Annotated in this window: 14 protein-coding genes; 4 read left to right on the top strand and 10 right to left on the bottom strand. The window is 36.3% G+C overall.

Translation table 11 applies throughout. The features are described 5' to 3' along the window. Positions 1 to 352: 352 nt before the first annotated feature. The gene (locus H1P_RS18265) at positions 353 to 3,811 is read right to left on the bottom strand and encodes a S8 family serine peptidase (RefSeq protein WP_144869986.1); all 3,459 of its coding nucleotides are present in this window, start codon (positions 3,809 to 3,811) and stop codon (positions 353 to 355) included. A gap of 474 nt (positions 3,812 to 4,285) precedes the next feature. Here H1P_RS18265 and H1P_RS18260 point away from each other — a divergent pair, with 474 nt between their 5' ends. After that, positions 4,286 to 5,359 (top strand): DNA cytosine methyltransferase, encoded by a 1,074-nt coding sequence (locus H1P_RS18260; RefSeq protein ID WP_144869984.1) that lies wholly within the window; start codon positions 4,286 to 4,288, stop codon positions 5,357 to 5,359. 10 nt (positions 5,360 to 5,369) lie between these two features. Here H1P_RS18260 and H1P_RS18255 read toward each other — a convergent pair whose 3' ends face one another. Then, positions 5,370 to 6,164, bottom strand: coding sequence for a hypothetical protein (locus H1P_RS18255; RefSeq protein ID WP_222427113.1), 795 nt, complete (start codon positions 6,162 to 6,164; stop codon positions 5,370 to 5,372). A gap of 222 nt (positions 6,165 to 6,386) precedes the next feature. Between H1P_RS18255 and H1P_RS18250 the strand changes: the two genes are divergently transcribed. From H1P_RS18250 to H1P_RS18240, 3 genes are all read left to right on the top strand, one after another. Beyond that, entirely contained in the window at positions 6,387 to 8,759 is a 2,373-nt protein-coding gene (locus H1P_RS18250; RefSeq protein WP_144869982.1) for a heavy metal translocating P-type ATPase, read from the top strand. A 594-nt stretch (positions 8,760 to 9,353) separates the two neighbouring features. Further along, positions 9,354 to 9,794 (top strand): FHA domain-containing protein, encoded by a 441-nt coding sequence (locus H1P_RS18245; RefSeq protein ID WP_144869980.1) that lies wholly within the window; start codon positions 9,354 to 9,356, stop codon positions 9,792 to 9,794. A gap of 86 nt (positions 9,795 to 9,880) precedes the next feature. Continuing rightward, positions 9,881 to 10,795 carry a DNA polymerase III subunit delta' gene (locus H1P_RS18240; protein WP_144869978.1) on the top strand — a complete coding sequence of 305 codons (915 nt, stop codon included), beginning with the start codon at positions 9,881 to 9,883 and terminating at the stop codon, positions 10,793 to 10,795. A 53-nt stretch (positions 10,796 to 10,848) separates the two neighbouring features. Here H1P_RS18240 and H1P_RS18235 read toward each other — a convergent pair whose 3' ends face one another. From H1P_RS18235 to H1P_RS18200, 8 genes are all read right to left on the bottom strand, one after another. After that, on the bottom strand, positions 10,849 to 12,672 hold the full coding sequence (locus H1P_RS18235; RefSeq protein WP_144869976.1) for a vWA domain-containing protein: 1,824 nt from the start codon (positions 12,670 to 12,672) through the stop codon (positions 10,849 to 10,851). A 114-nt stretch (positions 12,673 to 12,786) separates the two neighbouring features. Beyond that, on the bottom strand, positions 12,787 to 13,452 hold the full coding sequence (locus H1P_RS18230; RefSeq protein WP_144869974.1) for a DUF1295 domain-containing protein: 666 nt from the start codon (positions 13,450 to 13,452) through the stop codon (positions 12,787 to 12,789). Positions 13,453 to 13,736: 284 nt separating this feature from the next. Continuing rightward, positions 13,737 to 14,423 carry an acetoacetate decarboxylase family protein gene (locus H1P_RS18225; RefSeq protein ID WP_144869972.1) on the bottom strand — a complete coding sequence of 229 codons (687 nt, stop codon included), beginning with the start codon at positions 14,421 to 14,423 and terminating at the stop codon, positions 13,737 to 13,739. Between the two features lie 680 nt (positions 14,424 to 15,103). Next, positions 15,104 to 15,835 carry a hypothetical protein gene (locus tag H1P_RS18220; RefSeq protein WP_144869970.1) on the bottom strand — a complete coding sequence of 244 codons (732 nt, stop codon included), beginning with the start codon at positions 15,833 to 15,835 and terminating at the stop codon, positions 15,104 to 15,106. Positions 15,836 to 15,839: 4 nt separating this feature from the next. After that, a complete protein-coding gene (locus tag H1P_RS18215; RefSeq protein ID WP_144869968.1) occupies positions 15,840 to 16,532 on the bottom strand; it encodes an actin-binding WH2 domain-containing protein in 693 nt (230 codons plus the stop codon). Between the two features lie 111 nt (positions 16,533 to 16,643). Beyond that, a complete protein-coding gene (locus H1P_RS18210; RefSeq protein ID WP_144869966.1) occupies positions 16,644 to 17,651 on the bottom strand; it encodes a lipid II:glycine glycyltransferase FemX in 1,008 nt (335 codons plus the stop codon). Positions 17,652 to 17,739: 88 nt separating this feature from the next. Next, positions 17,740 to 19,185, bottom strand: coding sequence for a spermine/spermidine synthase domain-containing protein (locus H1P_RS18205; RefSeq protein WP_144869964.1), 1,446 nt, complete (start codon positions 19,183 to 19,185; stop codon positions 17,740 to 17,742). 293 nt (positions 19,186 to 19,478) lie between these two features. Next, positions 19,479 to 19,819 (bottom strand): hypothetical protein (locus H1P_RS18200; RefSeq protein ID WP_222427112.1); only part of this gene is annotated, 341 nt, incomplete at its 5' end.

Below are 19,819 nucleotides of genomic sequence, written 5' to 3'. Positions count from 1 at the left end.
GAGATAAGTGCAAGGGTCTTTTACCAATTTTAGGGGTTTTTCGCCATTTTTACTTAACTTTTTGCTGCGCCCAAAATCCTTGTAACCTTTATTTGCTCAAGGTTGTCAAGTTATTCAGCAAACCCTACTTATATAATTAATTTTGCATAAGTACTTAAGACTTGGCGATGTACTATTCTTCAAATAAAGCGATCGCCATATCTCAAACACAATCACTAAACTTAATCCGACTTCCTGCCAACTGAGCAGTATTTATCCGTTTCGATTTCAGGGATACTTTTGATAAATTATATAACAGTAGTGCTACAGCACCCTTTTATCTTTTCTCCCCAGACAACTTTTTCGGCAAACCCTAAGCATCTACCTTAAAAGCAATACCTTCATTTTGAAAGTTGGAAAAATTATTCTCAATGTTTTCTGCTTCTGTTGGCCCAGCAAATAAATAAGTTCCTGGTAAGTTGGTATTTTGAAATCGAGAAAAAGATGTACCTTGATTGGCTTCAACTCCATAAACATAGAATGCTAATCCTTCTTCAACAAATTGCTCAGGGAAATTTTCATTGATTCCTGCACGTTCCTGTTCTCCAACAAAAATATAAGTGCTTGGAGTAGTTGTGCTTTGAAAACGATACAGAGGAATTAAATCGTCTCCTGGTTCTACTGCTACTTGAAAAGCTCTGCCTTCTTCGCTAAAGTTATCAAAGTTGTCTCGAATGTTTTGTGCTTCCTGTTCTCTTACATAAATGTATGTACCTGGAACATTAGTATTTTGAAAGCGGAAAATATCGGTTTCGAGTAAATCATCGGGTTCGGGTTCAGGTTCAGGTTCGGGTTCGGGTTCGGGTTCGGGTTCGGGTTCGGGTTCGGGTTCGGGCTCGGGCTCGGGTTCGGGCTCAGTTTCGGGTTCGCTTTCAGTCACAGTAAGAGTATATTCTCCTTGAGAACCTGGTGCTGCTCCATCTCCCGTTAAAGGATTGTAATCTCTGGCATTTTCGCTACTACCATTGATTCCGATAATGTATTCAGTATTAGCTGTAACTTCTTGTTGTAAAAAACTACCTCTGGTTAAATCGGTTTGATTATCATTAAAGGCAATTTCATTTCCTTCACTATCAAACAATCGTAAAAAGGTATCTGCGTTAAATGCTTCACTAGCATTAACTTGAATATTAATAACAGAATCATTTTCAGGAGTAAAGCGATAAAGGTCGATATCCTCTGAACCAATGACAAAACCATTATCTTCTCCCACATTACCAGCGATTCTGCTATCTAAAGTAATTTCGCGAACTGATTCGTCGTTAATGGAGTTGTCTGATAGCAACCTACTGTTACTAGAATCTAACAGACTAGCACTGATATTGTATTCTCCTGTACTGCCTCCCGAACCACTACCTAAAGCAAAGGGGTCAAAGTTTTGATTACCAAATCCCGTAACAGCTACAAAATAGTCTGTATCGGGTTCAATGTTATATTGCAACAGAGGGTCTAATCCATCATTGTCGTCATTTTCCGCTAGTAATCTACCATCGCTATCAAAAATTGAAGCTACTGTATTGGTGTTGGTGTCAGAATCAATATCAATCTCTAAAATTCCCGTTTCGGAAGAATTAAATCTCCAAAAATCAACATCGCGGTTTCCTACCTCTACTCCTTCATCTTCTCCGACATTTTCTGAGCTATCCAATAAGGGTAAATCGGTCACGGAGTCCATTTGAGTGATACTGCCATTAATATCATTGTTGGCAAAACTAGCAATTATTTCATAAAAACCGCCCTCTCCCGTTTCCAGACGATTATCGAGATTTCGGGAATCATAATCTTGGTTAAAATAATCAGAGACTCCAATGTAGTAAACATCTCCTCGATTGACGTTTACTCCTAAAAAACTATCGGTTCTATGTCCGTAATTGCCTTTAACGTAATTACCATCTTCATCAAAACCACCATCTATGAAAGTTGTTTGCTCGGAATCTTCCAAAACAATGTCATTATCAACTAGAAATTCGGTAGGTTCACCCTGAGAATTGAAGCCAAGTTGGTCATCACTTTCAAACGGCTCACCACTATCGGCAAAAACTAGCTCATTACCTTCTTCATCGAACAGACGGAGAAAAGAATCTACATAGTCTTCAGCATAAGGAGTATCAATATCAACAAAGAGTACTCCATCATCGGGAACGGTAATTCGATACATATCAACATCAGATACACCAACGGGTTCCCCATAATCAGCACCGATAAAACCAGGAAAGATTAGTGGTTCGAGGTCGTTACCTAAAAGGACTTCTGTTGCACCACTTAGTAAACCATTGGGGTCGCTGTTACCAAGATCGAATTGTAAGGAATAGTTGCCTGTTGCTGCTGAAACACCACTTCCAGCTACATTAGGGTCATAGCTACTGTTTTCAAAACCACTAACTCCTGCATAATAAGTACCTGGTTGGAGTTCGGTTTCAATACGGGAAAATTGCTGAACTCCTGACTCAATATCGTCGTTAAAGGCTATTTCTGCACCACTTTCATCAAATAATCGTAAATAAGTATCAAAATCTTCTGGATTATCGGTTTGAGTTCCTAATTCAATCCCAATAAGTCCAGGGGATTCTACTTCAAAACGGAACATATCAACATCTCGATCTCCAATTTGTGTTCCATTTCCGTCAATGCCAATAATTCCGTCAATTGACCCTACTGGTTCTCCATCAAGAGTAGGTCCCACAAATGCACCAGCAATTGTCCCATTAGGATCGCTGCCAATTGACGGTTGTGGATTATCATCTTCTTCTGGTGGTGGTGTTGGTGCAACGCCATCAAAACGTTGTCTTAGTTCGACTACCGCGTTATAGATGTTCATCCGAGGAAAAGATAATCCTGTATTGTCAACAACATCTTCTTCATCGTCTCCATCTACGACGGTATCAGCAGTAGAACGTAAAATTTCGACCACTTCATCAGGAGTTAATGTTCTACCCCCAAACTGTGTGGCTGCTTCTTGTAAAAGAGCTACTGCTCCTGCAACGTGAGGTGTTGCCATGCTTGTACCAGCCATGTCTTCTAATCCACCAGAGATAGACGTGCTGGTAATTTCTGCTCCTGGACCTAAGATAAAATTGTCTGCCTCTATACGTTGACTAAAAAAAGAGACTCGGTCTGCTCCTGGTACTTGAGAAGCGATAGAACTGGAGACATCATCTTGCCAAACTGAGCCAACAGCAAGAGTACTATAAATACTAGGTGCGCCTGCGTTAAGGGTTTGATTTTCTTGATAGGAGTTACCCGTAGCAGCAACGACTACGATCCCTTCTTCTTCTAAGCGATTGACTAACTCAATTCTGGGGTCGCCAATAACCTCATTTTCTGAAGCAAAGAAACCACCACCCAAGGACATATTGACTGCTGTAATATTATATTCTTCGTGGTTGTCTAAGACCCATTGCAAAGAGTCAATAACGGCGCGAGAGTCAACCTGTTGTTCTTCTCCTACTTTAAGCCCAATTAAACCGACATCTGGGGCTACGCCAACGGTTTCATCGGCTGCACCTATGGTTCCAGATACGTGAGTTCCATGTCCTACAAGATCGTCAGGATCGCTATCTCCATTGATCCAGTCAACCCCTGCACGATAGTTTTCTCCAAGTAAAGGATGATTTACATTAATTCCACTATCAATTACGGCGACTGAAAAACCACTACCATCAATTCCCGCAAACTGGGGATCGTTTCGTAGTTGAGTAAGTCCAATTAAATCAAATGCAGGGTTATCCCCTGGGTTTAGTTGGTTAAGAGTAACGTTTTCTTCTTCTATCATTTACTTCTCCTAATAAATTTTTTGGGATACTTGTAGAATTGGCTGCTCGAATAAAGATAAATGTACTGTTGAACTGTTTAAGGCTAGGTAATGGACGGTAATCATGTAACTGAGAACAGTCAATCTAAAGAGCGATTTTAGAATTTTTTTGATAAGTCTAAACTTCTACCTTTTGAGCCGATAAAGAATCTAGATGAAATTTATTATGTATGAATACTTACGTATATGCGTATTCTATTAACATTTCCTCAAAATATTGCAAGTAACAGTCGATTTCTCTTTTGACGGGAGGAAATGCTTCTGGCTAAGAAGCATATTCCATTTATCCTCGAATGGGGACTCCCGTGTTGACTGCTTTCGATCTGATGGGTAATCTGCTTGTTTTTGAGCTATGGGATTTAGAAGGTAAGCTGCGATCGCTATTTTAAGGTAAAATAGATAAACTGGTAATTACTAAGGCGATCTAAAAGTTTTATGAACAAAAAGATAATCAGCTTGTTTTCAGGTTGTGGCGGTTTAGATCGAGGATTTACCAATGCAGGTTTTGATGTCCTATGGGCAAACGAATACGATAAAGATATTTGGGAAACTTACACTAAAAATCATGTCAGTACTTACTTAGATCGGCGAGATATTCGTAAAATTCCATCTTCAGAAATTCCTGACTGTGTTGGTATTATTGGTGGGCCACCTTGTCAAAGTTGGAGCGAAGGAGGTAGTCAAAGAGGAATTCAAGACCCTCGCGGACAGTTATTTTTAGAGTATATTAGAATTTTACAAGACAAACAGCCTCTTTTTTTCTTGGCGGAAAATGTTTCGGGAATGCTTCACAAAAAGCATTCATTAGCTTTAGAAAATATAATCACTTTATTTGAAGAATCAGGCTATGTAGTTGCTTATAAATTATTAAATACTGTTAACTATAATGTGCCTCAAGATAGAAAAAGAGTTATTTTTATTGGCTATCATACTTCTCTAAATAAAAGCTTTAATTTTGAATCTTTAATATCAACATCATTTATTCCTATTTTAAAAGATACTATTTGGGATTTAAGAACTTTAGCGATTCCTGGGAAAGATAAAAATAAATCAAATGAAAAATCATGCTATGTACCTAACCATGAATATATGATTGGTGGTTTTTCTAGTATTTATATGTCACGAAATAGAGTTCGCTCTTGGGATGAGCCATCTTTTACTATTCAAGCTGGTGGTCGTCATGCACCAATTCATCCACAAGCAAATAAAATGATTAAAGTGGCAAAAGATAAATTCTTGTTTGATAATAATTCATCACAACCTTATCGACGATTATCAGTTAGAGAATGCGCAAGGATTCAAACTTTTCCTGATGATTTTTTGTTTTATTATCACAATTTAGCTTCTGCATATAAAATGATTGGTAATGCTGTGCCTGTAAATTTCGCTTGTGCTTTGGCACAAACTATATGTAAAGATTTATTTGTTTTTAATCAAGAAATAGCTAATTTAGAAAAAGTTAAATCAGAAGAAAGCTTATCTCAAAAACAGCTAGTACTGGAAATTTAATAAATACATCTTATTTTTTTTCAATCATTAAAAAATAGACAGTTTTTCTTTCTTCCTTTGGAAAATTATCTCGCCAACCGCTTCTTGGTTGTCCGACTACTTCATTAAATACCCAAGGAGAATTATTAACTTTTTTGGCTAAACTTAAAGCTCTTTTATGTTCTGAATTACTATTTTGTCCTATCCATTGCCTTCTAATTGCTATTGATAAGTTGCTTTTGTATAGCTCGAAATATTCATCAAATGAGTAGAGACTAATATTGTTTTGATTTATATCTGATGAGGGAGCTTCTAAAATATACTGTGCTGGATGGCTAGAAATTCCTTGATTAGGACTCCCAGTTAACATCAAAAATTTTAATAGTTCCTTAAAATCTAATTCTGATAAATAGTTTTGCCAAGGAACATTTCTACTGTTTAATAATCCTTGGTGAAATCTCTTAATATCTTGAGCGATTAAAGTTAGCTTATTTTCAATGTCTGTGAATTCTAGTTGTTGATAAAGATTGACAATATTTGCTCTTTGTAAACGATTAAAAGCAAAGCTTCCTCCTATTTGCTTGATAGAAACACCACTTCTATTAAGATAAATATCGGCTTTTTTCCAAGAGTCTTGGGTTGATACAGTAGATAAATCATCTTCTGACTTAATAATTTTTAAATCCGAACTTTGTTTAATAGGTGTTGCTATTTCTTTAATTACGCCAATATGTTTTAAATTCAGATTTCCTAGATGAGCCAATACAAACTTGCATATTTTGAGTTCATTTCCTGCCATCTCTTTAACTCCAGATAGAGTAACCATTGCGACCAAAATCCTCAATCAACTGTTACTATATGGCAAAAAAGCAATTTTTTGGATGCAACCAATTCACTACAATTTACTACATTAATACTTCTCGCAATAAAAAAATACTAAAATAAGCTCAGAAGCACTCTAATTGTCTATGATTTCATTAGGAGACACAGTAGGTGGCCAAGAGGTTGCTAGTCGTCTTTTTAAAATGTAATTTTGACAATCTGTTTAATGGTAAAAATTCCTGTAAAACCAGAATCCAATTCTCAGCAAGCTAGCCAATTAAAAACAGTCGCCCTAGATGTGGGGGGAATGAAATGTGCGGGTTGTGTTGGTGCTGTGGAAAGACAACTAAAAAATAATCCTGGGGTAGAGTCTGCTTGCGTTAACCTTATTACCGAAGTGGCGGTAGTTGAATATGAGGCTCAAGCTATTAATCCCCAAGCGTTGGCGGAGAAGTTGACTGAGACGGGTTTTCCCAGTCAGATTAGAAATAGAGATCGCTCTGTTGCCGAAGTTACCAATCAAGCTCAGGCTAAACGACAACAGCAGCAGAAAAAGCAATTATGGCAATTAATCACCGCAGCTATTTTACTGGTATTTTCTAGTATCGGGCATTTGCATCATTTGGGTTTCCCGATGATTCCCGTGCTAAGTAATATTTGGTTTCATTGGGGTTTGGCTACTTTGGCGTTGTTGATTCCAGGGCGCAATTTACTGCTTGATGGTGCGAGAAGTTTGTCTCACGGAATGCCCAACATGAATACCTTAGTAGGATTGGGTACAGTTAGTGCTTATAGTACCAGTTGTCTAGCTTTATGGTTTCCGCAGTTGGGTTGGGAATGCTTTTTTGATGAGCCTGTGATGCTATTGGGTTTTATCCTGTTGGGGCGCACCCTCGAAGGAAGAGCGCGCAATCAAGCTAGTGCAGCGTTAGAAAAGTTGGTATCTTTACAGCCAGCGATGGCTCGTTTAACCTCGGAAAATGATGCCACCGAAGATATTAAAATTCCTGTGGAGCAAGTAAAGGTAGGGGAATGGCTCAGGGTTTTACCAGGAGAAACTATTCCTGTAGATGGCGAAATTACCGCAGGGGAAACTACAATTAATGAGTCGATGTTGACAGGGGAATCTGTACCAGTGGGGAAAAGCAAAGGCGATCGCGTTTTTGCGGGTACAATTAACCAACAGGGTATGATTACGTTTCAGGTATCTAATGTTGGTGGGGAAACTACCCTCGCGAAGATTATTAATTTAGTAGAATCGGCGCAAACTCGTAAAGCACCAGTGCAGCAATTAGCGGATACAGTAGCGGGTTATTTTGCCTATGGTGTAATGGCAATTGCAACTATCACTTTCTTATTTTGGTACTTTTGGGGTACTCATATTTGGGAGCAAGTATTGGTAGTAGAGCCTCATGATGGTATGAGTATAACGACTTCCCCCTTGTTATTAAGTATCAAAATTGCGATCGCAGTATTGGTAGTAGCCTGTCCCTGTGCGCTAGGTTTGGCAACCCCTACAGCTATTTTAGTGGGGACTAGTATCGGCGCAGAAAAGGGCATTTTGATTAAGGGTGGGGATATTTTAGAAAGGGTAGAGAAGTTAGATACAGTTGTCTTTGATAAGACGGGTACTTTGACTGTTGGTAAGTTGCAAGTTACCGATTGTGTTTCTTTAGCAGATATTTCCACAGAGTCTTTACTACATTTAAGTGCATCTCTAGAAAGCAATAGTAACCATCCTTTAGCCAAAGCAATCGTGGAAGCTACTCCCCAGCAAAAGTTATTACCCACCAGCAAGATCGAGGAAAAAGCTGGTTTTGGCATGATAGGAGATATTGCCGAAGATACAATTGTGATTGGTAATCAGGAATGGTTGCAACAACATCAGATAGAGATGGGGATAACTGACTCAGAAAAAGCAGATGATTTAATTAATTCAGGTCAAAATCTTGTTTATATCGCCAAAAATAAACAATTAATTGGTTTAATCGCCCTAAATGATAGTTTACGCCCTCAAGCAAAAGAAATTATTAGTAAGCTGCAACATAAAGGTTTAAACACTGTCTTACTAACTGGCGATCGCAAAAAAGTAGCAGAGAAAATTGCATCACACTTAAGTATTTCCCAAGTATTTGCCCAAGTCAAACCAGAAGACAAAGCAAAACTCATCAAATCACTGCAAAATAATAACTCTCAAGTCGTGGCAATGGTAGGTGACGGTATTAATGACGCAGTAGCACTCGCCCAAGCAGACATAGGAATTTCTTTACAAGGAAGTACGGATATTGCGATGGAAACCGCAGATATTGTCTTGATGCAAAATAATCTCACCGATATTATGGAGGCGATCGATCTCAGTCAAGCTACCGTGAGAAAAATTAAACAGAATTTATTGTGGGCATTGGGGTATAATGCGATCGCTATTCCTTTAGCAGCAGGTATCGCCCTTCCTAGCACTGGTTTATCACTTTCTCCCATTTTAGCAGCGATCGCAATGGCATCGAGTTCTTTAATTGTAGTAAGCAATTCTTTGCTATTGCGCTGGAAACCTGTGACTTCCTCCCTCAGTTTACTGAGGGCTTCCCACTCTCACGAATAGGCATTTTCTGCCCCATGCCACTTATCTCAAACACGTTGGTACAAACGATATGTTATCTCCCACCGTTGGTTTCCCGACAGTACGACTTGACAGACAATTTCTTGACCCGATAGACCATCGGTACTACTATCAATCTTTGATTCGATTTCTATCTATTTCCCTAGCTATGTCGCCCCTGCTAATCAGGTATTTGTCCTTGGTCGAGCATCTAAGTTGGGTAGTTCCCAATCCTGGGTCAATTCAGGTTCATACCTTGCGCCCAAAAGTATTATACAACCGCCAAGAGCTTTGGTATATGAAGATTTTCGGTCTAAATTGTGAAATTCGCTTTCATCCCTCCGTCTATACGGGGGATTTCCCCCTCACAAAGTTAAATTAGTAATTGGCGATTAGTTGAGGTTATTACGGATCGAAACCCCAAAAAAATGAAGTTTTTATCAAGAATTAAGTACGATCGCTATCCAGATTTAACCTCAGTTTATGTCACAATTGAAAAGCTAGGGGTGATTGAAAATTCAAATACTCATTAATTAGAGGTATCTCCCAGATATCCAGTTAGTAATATTATCTAAAAGCTTTACGTTTGAGTAACTAATGGCTGCAAAACCAGCGAAACATCGTCAAGAACACGTTTTAATAGTGGTTGATGGTAAGGGACAAAAAGAGATTGTGCTTACCCGTGCTACCTATAGTTTAGGTAGAGGAGTGGGCTGCGATATTCATATACAGTCTCAATTTGTTTCTCGCCATCACGCCACTCTATTTAAGAAAGTTGGTAAAGATGGAGAGGCATATTATCGAATTATAGATGGCGACTCTTTAGGAAAAGTGAGTGTTAATGGCTTATTAGTCAATAATCATAAAGTCTTGTTTCACGATCTCAAAGATGGAGATAAAGTAGTTTTTGGACCTCAAGTATCTGCTGTGTATCAAAACCGTCAGTATGATATTTTCCCGACAATTCCCCCTGACGATCCTTTTGATATTACTTTGATCGATCCTGCAATGATTGAATGTGATTCTGATATGGATTAGTTAGTGGGTAGGGGCGAATCGCGATTCGCCCTTACAGTGGTTATTTGTTGGTTGTTCGCAGATACATGGTCAATAATAGATGTTAGATGTTAAATGATGTAGTTGGACAAGAACAAGCCATCACCTTATTAAAGCAAGCCGTTACCAGTCAAAAAATTGCTCCTGCTTATTTGTTTGTGGGGATTCCTGGGATTGGCAAAAGCATCACCGCTCAAGGTTTTGCAGAATTACTCTTAAATTGCAGCTTTACCAAATCTTCTTTGGAGTCTCATCCCGATCTCATATGGGTAGAGCCTACATACACAGAGCGCGGAAATTTAATAACAGTTTCCCAAGCATCCGCGCAAGATTTAAAGAAAAAAGCAGCACCTAAGATTAGAATCGAACAAATTCGTCAAATTACCCAATTTTTGAGCCGTCAACCCTTAAAAAGCGATCGCTTATTCGTGATTATCGAAGATGCTCACTTAATGTCAGAAGCACCTGCTAATGCACTTTTAAAGACTTTAGAAGAGCCTGGTAATGGCACTGTTATTTTAATTGCTCCTAGTACTGATTATTTATTAAGCACTATTGTTTCTCGCTGTCAGAGTATTCGTTTTACTCCCCTATCGCAACAGAATTTACAGCTAGTGTTAGAAAAAGCTGATTACTCACAGATATTAGATAACCCTTCATTAGTAGCGATGGCTCAAGGAAGCCCAGGTACAGCAATTTCAGCTTGGCAACAATTACAAGCAATTTCCCCTGATTTACACCAAAAACTCTTACAAATTCCCCAAAATAATTTAGAAGCTCTAATGATGGCTAAAACTATTACCCAAGAGTTAGAGCTTCCCACGCAATTATGGTTAGTAGACTATTTGCAACACCATTATTGGCAACAAAATCAAAATTCTGAGCTTGCAAGTAAATGGGAAAAAACCCGCCAATATCTACTGAGCTACGTACAACCTCGCCTAGTTTGGGAATGTCTTTTGACAGCAATTGTATCATTTTAGTTTTTAGCGAAGACAGATAATATAGTTCTACGCAATCAAATCTCTTGAATAATTCAGGATTGAACAAATTTTTTAATTGTTCCGTAAGCAAGATAAAATCCTCCTTGAGAGCTTTCTTTTACCTCATCTACAACATACATCATTCCTTCTTCTCTAATACTACGAGGAAATCGCATATTCCAATCTGGATTAAAACCATCGGAAACTACTCTGGCTCTTAGTTTACTTTTTTCTTTGATACATTGCACCAAAACACCATCCCCTACTTTATCAGTAGTTTCTAAATCAGCAGCAGTACCTTTTACTTTAGCTTTTTGGAAATTTCTCGAAGAAGAGGTAATGGAGGGGAGGGTTTCTCCTGGTTTTAACAGACGACGAATATCTCCTGAAACGCGATAAAAAGTACCGTTAGCAGATGGTTCAACATTGTCTACAACATAGCTTGCGCCTTCTTGACGAATATTGCGGGGGAATTGCACATTAAAGTCTGGGTTATAGCCTTCACTAACCACTCTAATACGTAATTTTCCTTTAATGCGATCGCATTTTAACACAATTCCTGATTCTGCATCGTACACTACGGGTAAGCTATTAGCAGCATCTCCTGTAGTACCTCTAAGTTTGAGATCGTCACGGGTACGGTTTTTAGCTTGATAAGATTGATCTCGCATTTCTTTACGAGTTGCTAGATCGAAGCGTTTCTTTTCTAGACTTTGGGCGTAATAGTCTAGTTGTTCGATTTCTTCAGCGATTTCAAAATATTCATTAAGAGCCTTTAATTTTAATTTTGCGATCGCTTCTCTGAGGATTTTTGCTGCTTGTTGATAATTTCCTTTGTCTGCAAAGTTAATCGCTTCATCTTTCTTTTTAGCAATTCTTAGTTGGCTTGCTTGTTGGGTAATCTCTGCATCAGGCTCTATTTGCTCAATTTTTTCGGTAGTATCTACTGTAATAGTTAGGGGTAGAGTGTCGGTAATTTTTGTAATTGTGTCGTCAACAATTGTTTCGTAGCTATAGCTAACAGTGGCAATTTTTTGCTTTCCCACTGAAGAGAATGCAGGAAGTTCAAATTGTAATGCAAGGGGTTTTCCTTCTACGCCATAAACATCCCCGATAAAAATTTCGATTTCGTTTTTACCATCTTTAGTAGAATAATCGTTTAAGATTTCACTAACTGCAATTTGTTCTTCTAGTTGTAATGTAACAGTTAAGTTTTGGGCGACTACAGATACTAAGCTTTCCATTTCAATATCGAAAACCTGTACCGCATCTTCTGGGGATTGAATAAAGTAAAAGTTTCCTTCTGCTGCATCGGCAATACTAATTAATAAGTCTTCATTAAAATAAGTACCAAAACCAATGGTAGTAGTAATAATACCTGCTGCTGCTTTATCTTTTGCTGCTTTAATTAAGGTTTTCGGCTCGTAAATACCGCGATTGGCTTGTCCATCGGTTAATAGTAAAACTCTGTTTAACTTATCTGTGCTTTGATTATTTTTAACTAAATCGCAACCCATTAACCAACCACCACTAAGATTAGTTAGTCCTCCTGCGCGAATTGAGCTAATTTGTTTTTGGATTGTTTTTCGATCTGTTACTAATTGAGGCTCTACTATGGTTTCTGCACGGTCATCATAAACTACTACAGAAACATGATCTTCTGGTGTTAAATATTCGACTAATTTCTTAGCTGCGTTTTTAGCATTTGTGAGGGGATACCCACTCATTGAACCAGAACGATCTAAAACTAAACTAAGATTAAGAGGAAGGCGATTAGCAGAGTTGCTATCTGTCTCTTGAAAGGTGATAATTAAATCTGCTGTGGTTGTTTGATTTTTAGCGATCGCTGCTTGATTCCAAGAATAGCTTACTTTCATCGTTTTATTACTGAAACTATTAATATACACATAGATTATTCCCTAATTTATATGTATATGTAGCAATTGACGATCCAGTTTTGACTCAATCTTATTATTTAGTTATTTTGTTGCCTAGTCAGATAGAGGAGGAGTTTTTGAACCTTCAACTTGCGGAGACTTGGCAATAAAAATGTTGGGTATTAGTAGACCAGACTTTTGCTTATATTCTGTACATTCGGGATAACGAGACAAAGATTTATCTTTTTTGAGCATATTAGGGATAAAAATACCTGCTGTAAAAGCTCCTAAGATAGCAAAAGGTAGCCAATGTTGCGTCAGCATAGCATAGCTAAGATAAATTAAAATTTCTCCTAAATAATTGGGGTTACGACTTCCACTAAAAAAGCCTTCGGTGATTAAACCTTTTTGATATTTAAGAGTGTAATATTTTTGAGCATCACTGCTGTAGTGCAGAAATATTCCCACAATATTAGTTGCTACCGCAGCAGCAATTAAAGGCGCACTAGGTTTAACACTACGACTGATTAAAAGAAAGGGTGCTACCCAATAAGAGCCAAGCACAATAAAAGTAAAAATTCCCATCGGAATTGAGATTTCTTCTTCCCATTGTTTGTCAGGATATAACTTATCTTTAATCAGCCACAAAATACCATAAGTTCCGTGAAGTGATAGATAAATCCAAGGTGCAATGGTATAGTTATCATAAAAAGCCATTAAAGCAAAAATAAAAATAAACGTAAGAGCTTTGTGAAGATTAATTGGATGTTTAATTTTCATAACAAATGTAATGTAAACGACTATATATAAAACCACTATTACAATGGAGCTAGTAAGCAGGTTTATTTGATTCTCCGTAGCAGTAGCCAGACAATATTTTTTTTGTCTAAGATACTAGATCTATTTTTAAATAACTTAATATTTAAGCCAATAAATTCCTTTTTTAGCTCATTATACTCAAAATTTGAAATTTGTGTGATTCATATACAGACTAAGAATATTCACTTTGTAATCATTAATTCGATGCTTAATTTACTCAATTAACCTGAGTCAATTAAGCAAAATTAACGAACAGAATTAACAACTGTTTTCTGAGCAATAGCTTCTGGTTTACCTGCTAGTAAATCTAAATTGTCCATTTTTATAGTCAGCCAAGGTTGCCCTAAATTAAAACTATGGAAAGGACTATTTTGGGGTATAGTTAATTGCCCCGAAAGTAAACTTAACTTACTAGAAAAACTATTATTAAACAGCAACAAATCAGCATTTAATCCACTAAAAACATTAGCTGTGAATTTTTGTTGCCACCAGGTAGCCAAATGATACCAGTCTTTATTATATTTTAAATTACATAATGGTTTATCTCCTTGCTTGACAGTAACTTCTCCTTGTTTCCAAGTGAATTCCGCCATTTCTTTTGGTAACTCCCAAATCTCTCTTCCCCCCGCTACAGATGTTTCATTGTCTACATAGATATGGGATATCCAACCACCAACCTGATTGCGATAGCGAGTTAATCCAGCAACCACAATCAACTCGTTATATTGCAACAATGAACCAGATTCATACACAGATAAATAAATACTACCCAAGGTTTTACCAGGTAGCACAGAAACAATTTCTAACTCTGGAGGAATTACTGGAGGCGAATCTGGCAAAGCCGAAGCACTGCGTAATCGCTCTATGTCGAGTAAGTTAAGAGTCTGTATTGCGTATCCTTTTAAGTTCCAAGGTGCTGGTGGATAATTCATTGTTCTAATGGGATGTCTACTATTTATTTTCGCTTAAGATACTGTAATTGACTAAATTCGTAGAATAACATCCGAGTTGCCTTAAACAAAATCATTATTAGAGCATCTTTATAAGATAACTATTTTTAGTCTAGGAAGGTTATCAATTATCAGCTACTTCTACTTTGAGAAATATATTTAAAACAAAAGAGGATAAGTATTTGGGCATAATTATTTACACACTCATAATTGACGAGTGCGGGGATGGGGGGACTTCAACAAACCACAGACAAATGTTGGCAGTAAAACATCAAACCAGAAAAGTGAGGGGTCGTCTGGGCGGGTCTCCCGCCCAGCTTGTGAACCCCGTCCCCCCTATCCACCCCTGCTGTCCATCGCGGACGACACGAAGTTAGTGCTTTAGCATACCTCTTCCCTAAAGAACTAGCGAAGCCGTCGCGCATAAGGTTGTCTTGGAGGACATTCCCTTGCGTCTTACGCCGACGCGGGCTTCCTCCGCTTCCTCGTGCTGTCGGAACGCCCCTTTAGGATAGCTAGCGCGCGAGTCTTGACTCTTGCCTGTTCCCTCTTGCCTATTGCCTATTTCCACGCTCGTAATCTATTTTGCACGGGTACTTATTCTGCTTTTTTTCTTTCTGAAACAAGGCAATTTTTAATCAAAAATTCCTCATAGATAACTATTAATCATTCACTGATAAAGTCATATTTTTTCGGACTTCCTGATGGACAGTTAGACCAATTTGAATTGCTTCTGCTAGTAGTTGTTGGTATTCTGTTTCGTTTTGTTGGCTAGATAAAGACATAAGCTGCACTAAATCATCTTCTAAGTTATTTAGTAGTTGATATCGGTCTTGTGACTGTAATTCTTGGTTACATAACACAAATTTTTCTAATTCTAAGCTATTGAGTAAACTATCCTTTGTAGTTTGCAAAGCAGTAGTGATTTCTGAGGATGATTCTGAGTTATCTTGGGTAGTTACAGTAGATAAAGTATTAAATTTAGTTAATAGTTGAAAGTTGTTTATCAAGCGGTTGTAATCATCAATCTTATTAAGTGTTGTAGCAATACTTTTTAGTTGTTTTGCTTGCTGCCACAGATAAAGATTTAAGCCCAATAAAAGAGCTAGTGATAATATTATCGATATCCCAATTATAATTATAAATCCTTGTAATTGATTACTATATAATAGCCATTTTTGCAAAATTAATAAGTTAATTGGCACTAAAAATAATATTCCCAAAAAACCAAGAGCAGCTTCCGATAAGAAAAAAGATAATTTATTTTTGTGGTAACGTAAAATCAATACATTAGTCATTTCCAGAGCCAAACTATCAAAAAAACCAAACTGCAAAACACGCTCTAATTCTGTTGATTTGATTTGTAACCCATCCCAAGCTACTAATTTTTTCATTGGTTTAATTTAATCCTAAAACATTACCAATAATCTTTAAAACTTGAATATAAAAGTTACTCTCAATGTTTCTGTATAACGCAAAAGGCTGGTCTGGTGTGCCAAAAAATGGTCTTAAAGTCCATCCTAGCTGACTGCCAACAAATCCATATAATACTAACCAAAATTTAATTAGCTTACGTCGATTTTTAATCGATTCTGAATCTGTATCTTTAGGAATCAGAGAAACCATTGCTTCATAGAAAAATCTGATGCCAATCACTCCTGTAATTGCAAACACCGTAATATTTAATAGCTGAAAAAAGTAATAATCATTAATAGATAAGCGGAAAAATAAACTAATAGGAGCAAACCCAAAGAGCATCACACTAATAAGAGACATTGAAGATATTAGTAATGTGACATATTGGCTAAAAGTCTTTTTTGAACCAAAAATAATATCTAAAAAGTAAAGTGTGGGTAAGCAAATTAATAAAGTTATTAAATAGAGTGCTGGTAGCTTAAACGCAGAAGAAAGCATTTGTAACCAGCCATGAAGAGAGCCAATTATTGCCCCATATAGCGCAAAGAAAAGGGAACTACAAAAAAGCAAAGAAATAATCTTTCTATCTAACTGCTTACGATCGTCTATTTCCTGGAGAAAAAGATTGCGATCGCGTAGTAGCTGCATTAAAACAGCAAAAGATACGAATTTCATAAAATAATATGGTCAGATAAATAACCCTTACCATTTTAATGTTTTATTTTTATACTTACGTAAATTAATTATTTTTTCATTAATTATTATCGAAACAGTAAAATTGCTATCTTACTCATATAATTTATTAATTAATGTAACTAATGTTTCAGCAAAGCGATCGTAAAAAAAGTAATCTTGTGCGCCTATAGTTTTAGATTTTTCTCCTCCAAACTGACTTTTAAACTGAGAAAAATTAGCGTAATTGTGATTATTATCAGTGGTAAAACCATAAAAATCATAAAATTCACAACCACGTTTTTTTGCTCTTAACATAGCATCCCAATGTAAAGTATAAGCAGGCATAACATGACGATATTTGTCTTGACTACCACCATACAAATAAGTGGCACGCTTTCCCCAATAAACTACAATAATTGATACTAAAATTTCTCCTTGCCATTTAGCAAAACCAATTTCTGCAACATCAGCTTGAAACAAGGTTTGACACAAATTAATAAAAAAACTGTAAGGCTCACCAAAAAACTTGTGTCTTTGTACTGTTGTCCAAAATAAATTGTAAAATAAAGAAATTGCTTGACTATCTTTAGTAAATTCTGTAGTGACTTGATAACGCTGAGAAAGCCTTAAGTTATATCTTCCTTTGGGTTTCATTGCTACTAGTAATTTTGCCTCTGTTTGCTGTAAATTAATCAGTAAAGTTTCACAGGGTAATAGATCGGCAGGACTTCTACTAAACTCCTGAAGACACTTTGGTTTCTCTTGCCACAGTGGTTCAATTCTTAACGCAATAATATTGAGTTGTTTTGCTAGTTTTTCCGCTTGTTTAATTAATAGTTGTAATCCTAATTCTAGATATTCTGAAAGTACGATCGGCGCACCTGGAGCAAATAAAATATTTGGGCGATTGCGATCTGGATAATAGTAAAAAATGCATCCCCCTACTAAAGTATTATTATCAAATAAGCCGTAACGAAATGTTTGGTAACCTTCTAATTCTTTAAAATCCGCCCACACCCCAGATTGCATAAAGCATCCTGTATCGAAATCTTTAGTAAATTTATCCCATAATGATTGCTCTTTATTTCTTAATAGTCTAACTTCTAAGCTATTATTCATCTTAAATTGATATTTATTTCTGCAAATAATTTAGTAACAAAAATATTTTAGAGTGAATTCATGAATTAACCATGCAAGACAAATGCAATTAATCATCTTCAGAACGCTTAATAATATCAAATAACCAATAAGAGCCGTAAAATATTAACATTAAACCAATAACTTTAGGAGTATAAGCTTCATAGTCAATATGTCTATTAATATTGTAATAATTAGTGGAGTCTGTGGCTTCTCCTCCAAAACCCTTAGCAAATACTGCATCAGGAGCTACCAAATTTGCTGTTAATAAAACCACTGTAACTAGCATTAATAACTCTATCCGTTCCTTATTAAGCTTTATTTTATTTTTATTAGTTTGTAATTCGTGTAAAAAACTTGTTAACTCATCTTTAGTTTTATGCGATAAATTTTGCGAATGCTTCAGAACACTATTTAGTAGCTTTTCTAGATTTATTTCTGCTAAAAGATGCTGACAATAGTTAAGCCACTCCTGATTCATTTTAGGAGTATGGTAACGATGTTGTATGGGTAATAGTTTGTGAATATCTATAGTAGAATTGGAGTTATGATTTAAGGTACTTAACCAAGATTGAGCAATAGATTCTAATTGTAAAAAATTGCGATCGCTTGTTAGATAATTTTCAGTTTCATTTAGTTCTAAAAAATCAACTAACGAAATATCTAAATATTTTGGAATATTATAATTAGGATTTAGCAGATAGTAAAAAAAATGACCATTTGCTAAAGTATTAATCGTGACATTGTTTCTTATTTCTGCAATACATTGTTTAAATTTACAACTTTTGAATAAAAAATCTACTGTCACATAATCAATACCACTAGGAAAAACAAGGCTAGCTATTTCTTGCTTAGTAATTAACTGATTAGAAGCCATTAAAAGTCCCCAGTTACCATAACCCAGTGCCTTGAAAGAAGGCATTGTTACTTGTAGCGGTAAAAGACAAAATTGAGCTGATAATATAGTCTTGTATAAGCACCAAAAAGCAGTAGTTCTATTTTCAGGAGAAACGCCATTACTGGCAATTATTCCTCTATTAACAGTAACTCTATTAAGCTGCTTAAACCATTCTTGACTATAGACAAAAGTATCTTCTTGAGAAGTAGGATAGGTAAAATCGCAAATAACAATATGATAAAAATTATCTGGACAAGCATTAATAAACTCAAATGCTTCTTGAATTTTGACTGTAACGCAACTATTGCTTAAACTGTCTTTGTTATAAGGTTTTAAAACACTCCTTGCTAGTTTTATAACTTCCGCATCGTAATCCACTAAATCAATACTGGTAACTTCAGCAAAACGCAAACATTCTCTAACAGCTAAACCATCACCACCACCACAAACTAAAACTTTTAAATTAGTATCAGGAAATCTTTTAATAGCTAAAGCAATAGTAGGAATGACTAAATATTCGTGATATATAGCTTCGTCAACTGTATCAAATTGTAAGTCACCATTAATATAAAACGCTAACCCGTCTTCATGGTATTCAATAAATAAAGAATTAGGCATTATATATAATTATTGGTTAACCAAATAGACTCTGGTTGAGTCCAGTAATAGTTAGTAAGTAATAGATAATAGATAAGAATATTTTGAATAATGAGTATCATACATAGATTTATAACTCACATTTTGTGAGAATCGCTATACTGATGTCATTTATTTTTAAAGTTACATTTAATATTTTGAGATTCAATCCCGCGCACCAGCAGCAAAGGAGTCAAATCTGATTTAGTGCATTTTTATAGAGAGTTGTTATTATAAAGCCAAATTAATTTAATAATTATGACATTGATGTTAGTCTAAAAAATCAAGAGCCAAACTCCCCACAGAATCATTAAAAATGCGACAATAGCTTCTAGCTTTGATGAGCTATTGAATTTGCCCACAATGTTTTGACTATGCTGTTTCTTCTCTAAATTAGAAAAATCTTCAGGATTTACCATCTGACTTAAATAGATCTGTAATTCTCCATCGCGCCACGCTTCAAAAGCCAAATTAACCTTATGGGATCGATCCCAATGTGCGACTCGTTTCAGTCTAACTACAAGTAGTAACATATTTGGAGGAACGCTGAGGATATTTTCAGAACCTGGAAAATATAATAACTCTTGATTCATGTAGGTTAAATTCCTACCGACGA

It is taken from the genome of Hyella patelloides LEGE 07179, from assembly GCF_900659865.1.
In the GTDB taxonomy this organism is placed as follows: Bacteria; Cyanobacteriota; Cyanobacteriia; order Cyanobacteriales; family Xenococcaceae; genus Hyella; species Hyella patelloides.
This window is presented reverse-complemented; position numbering and strand designations above follow the sequence as displayed.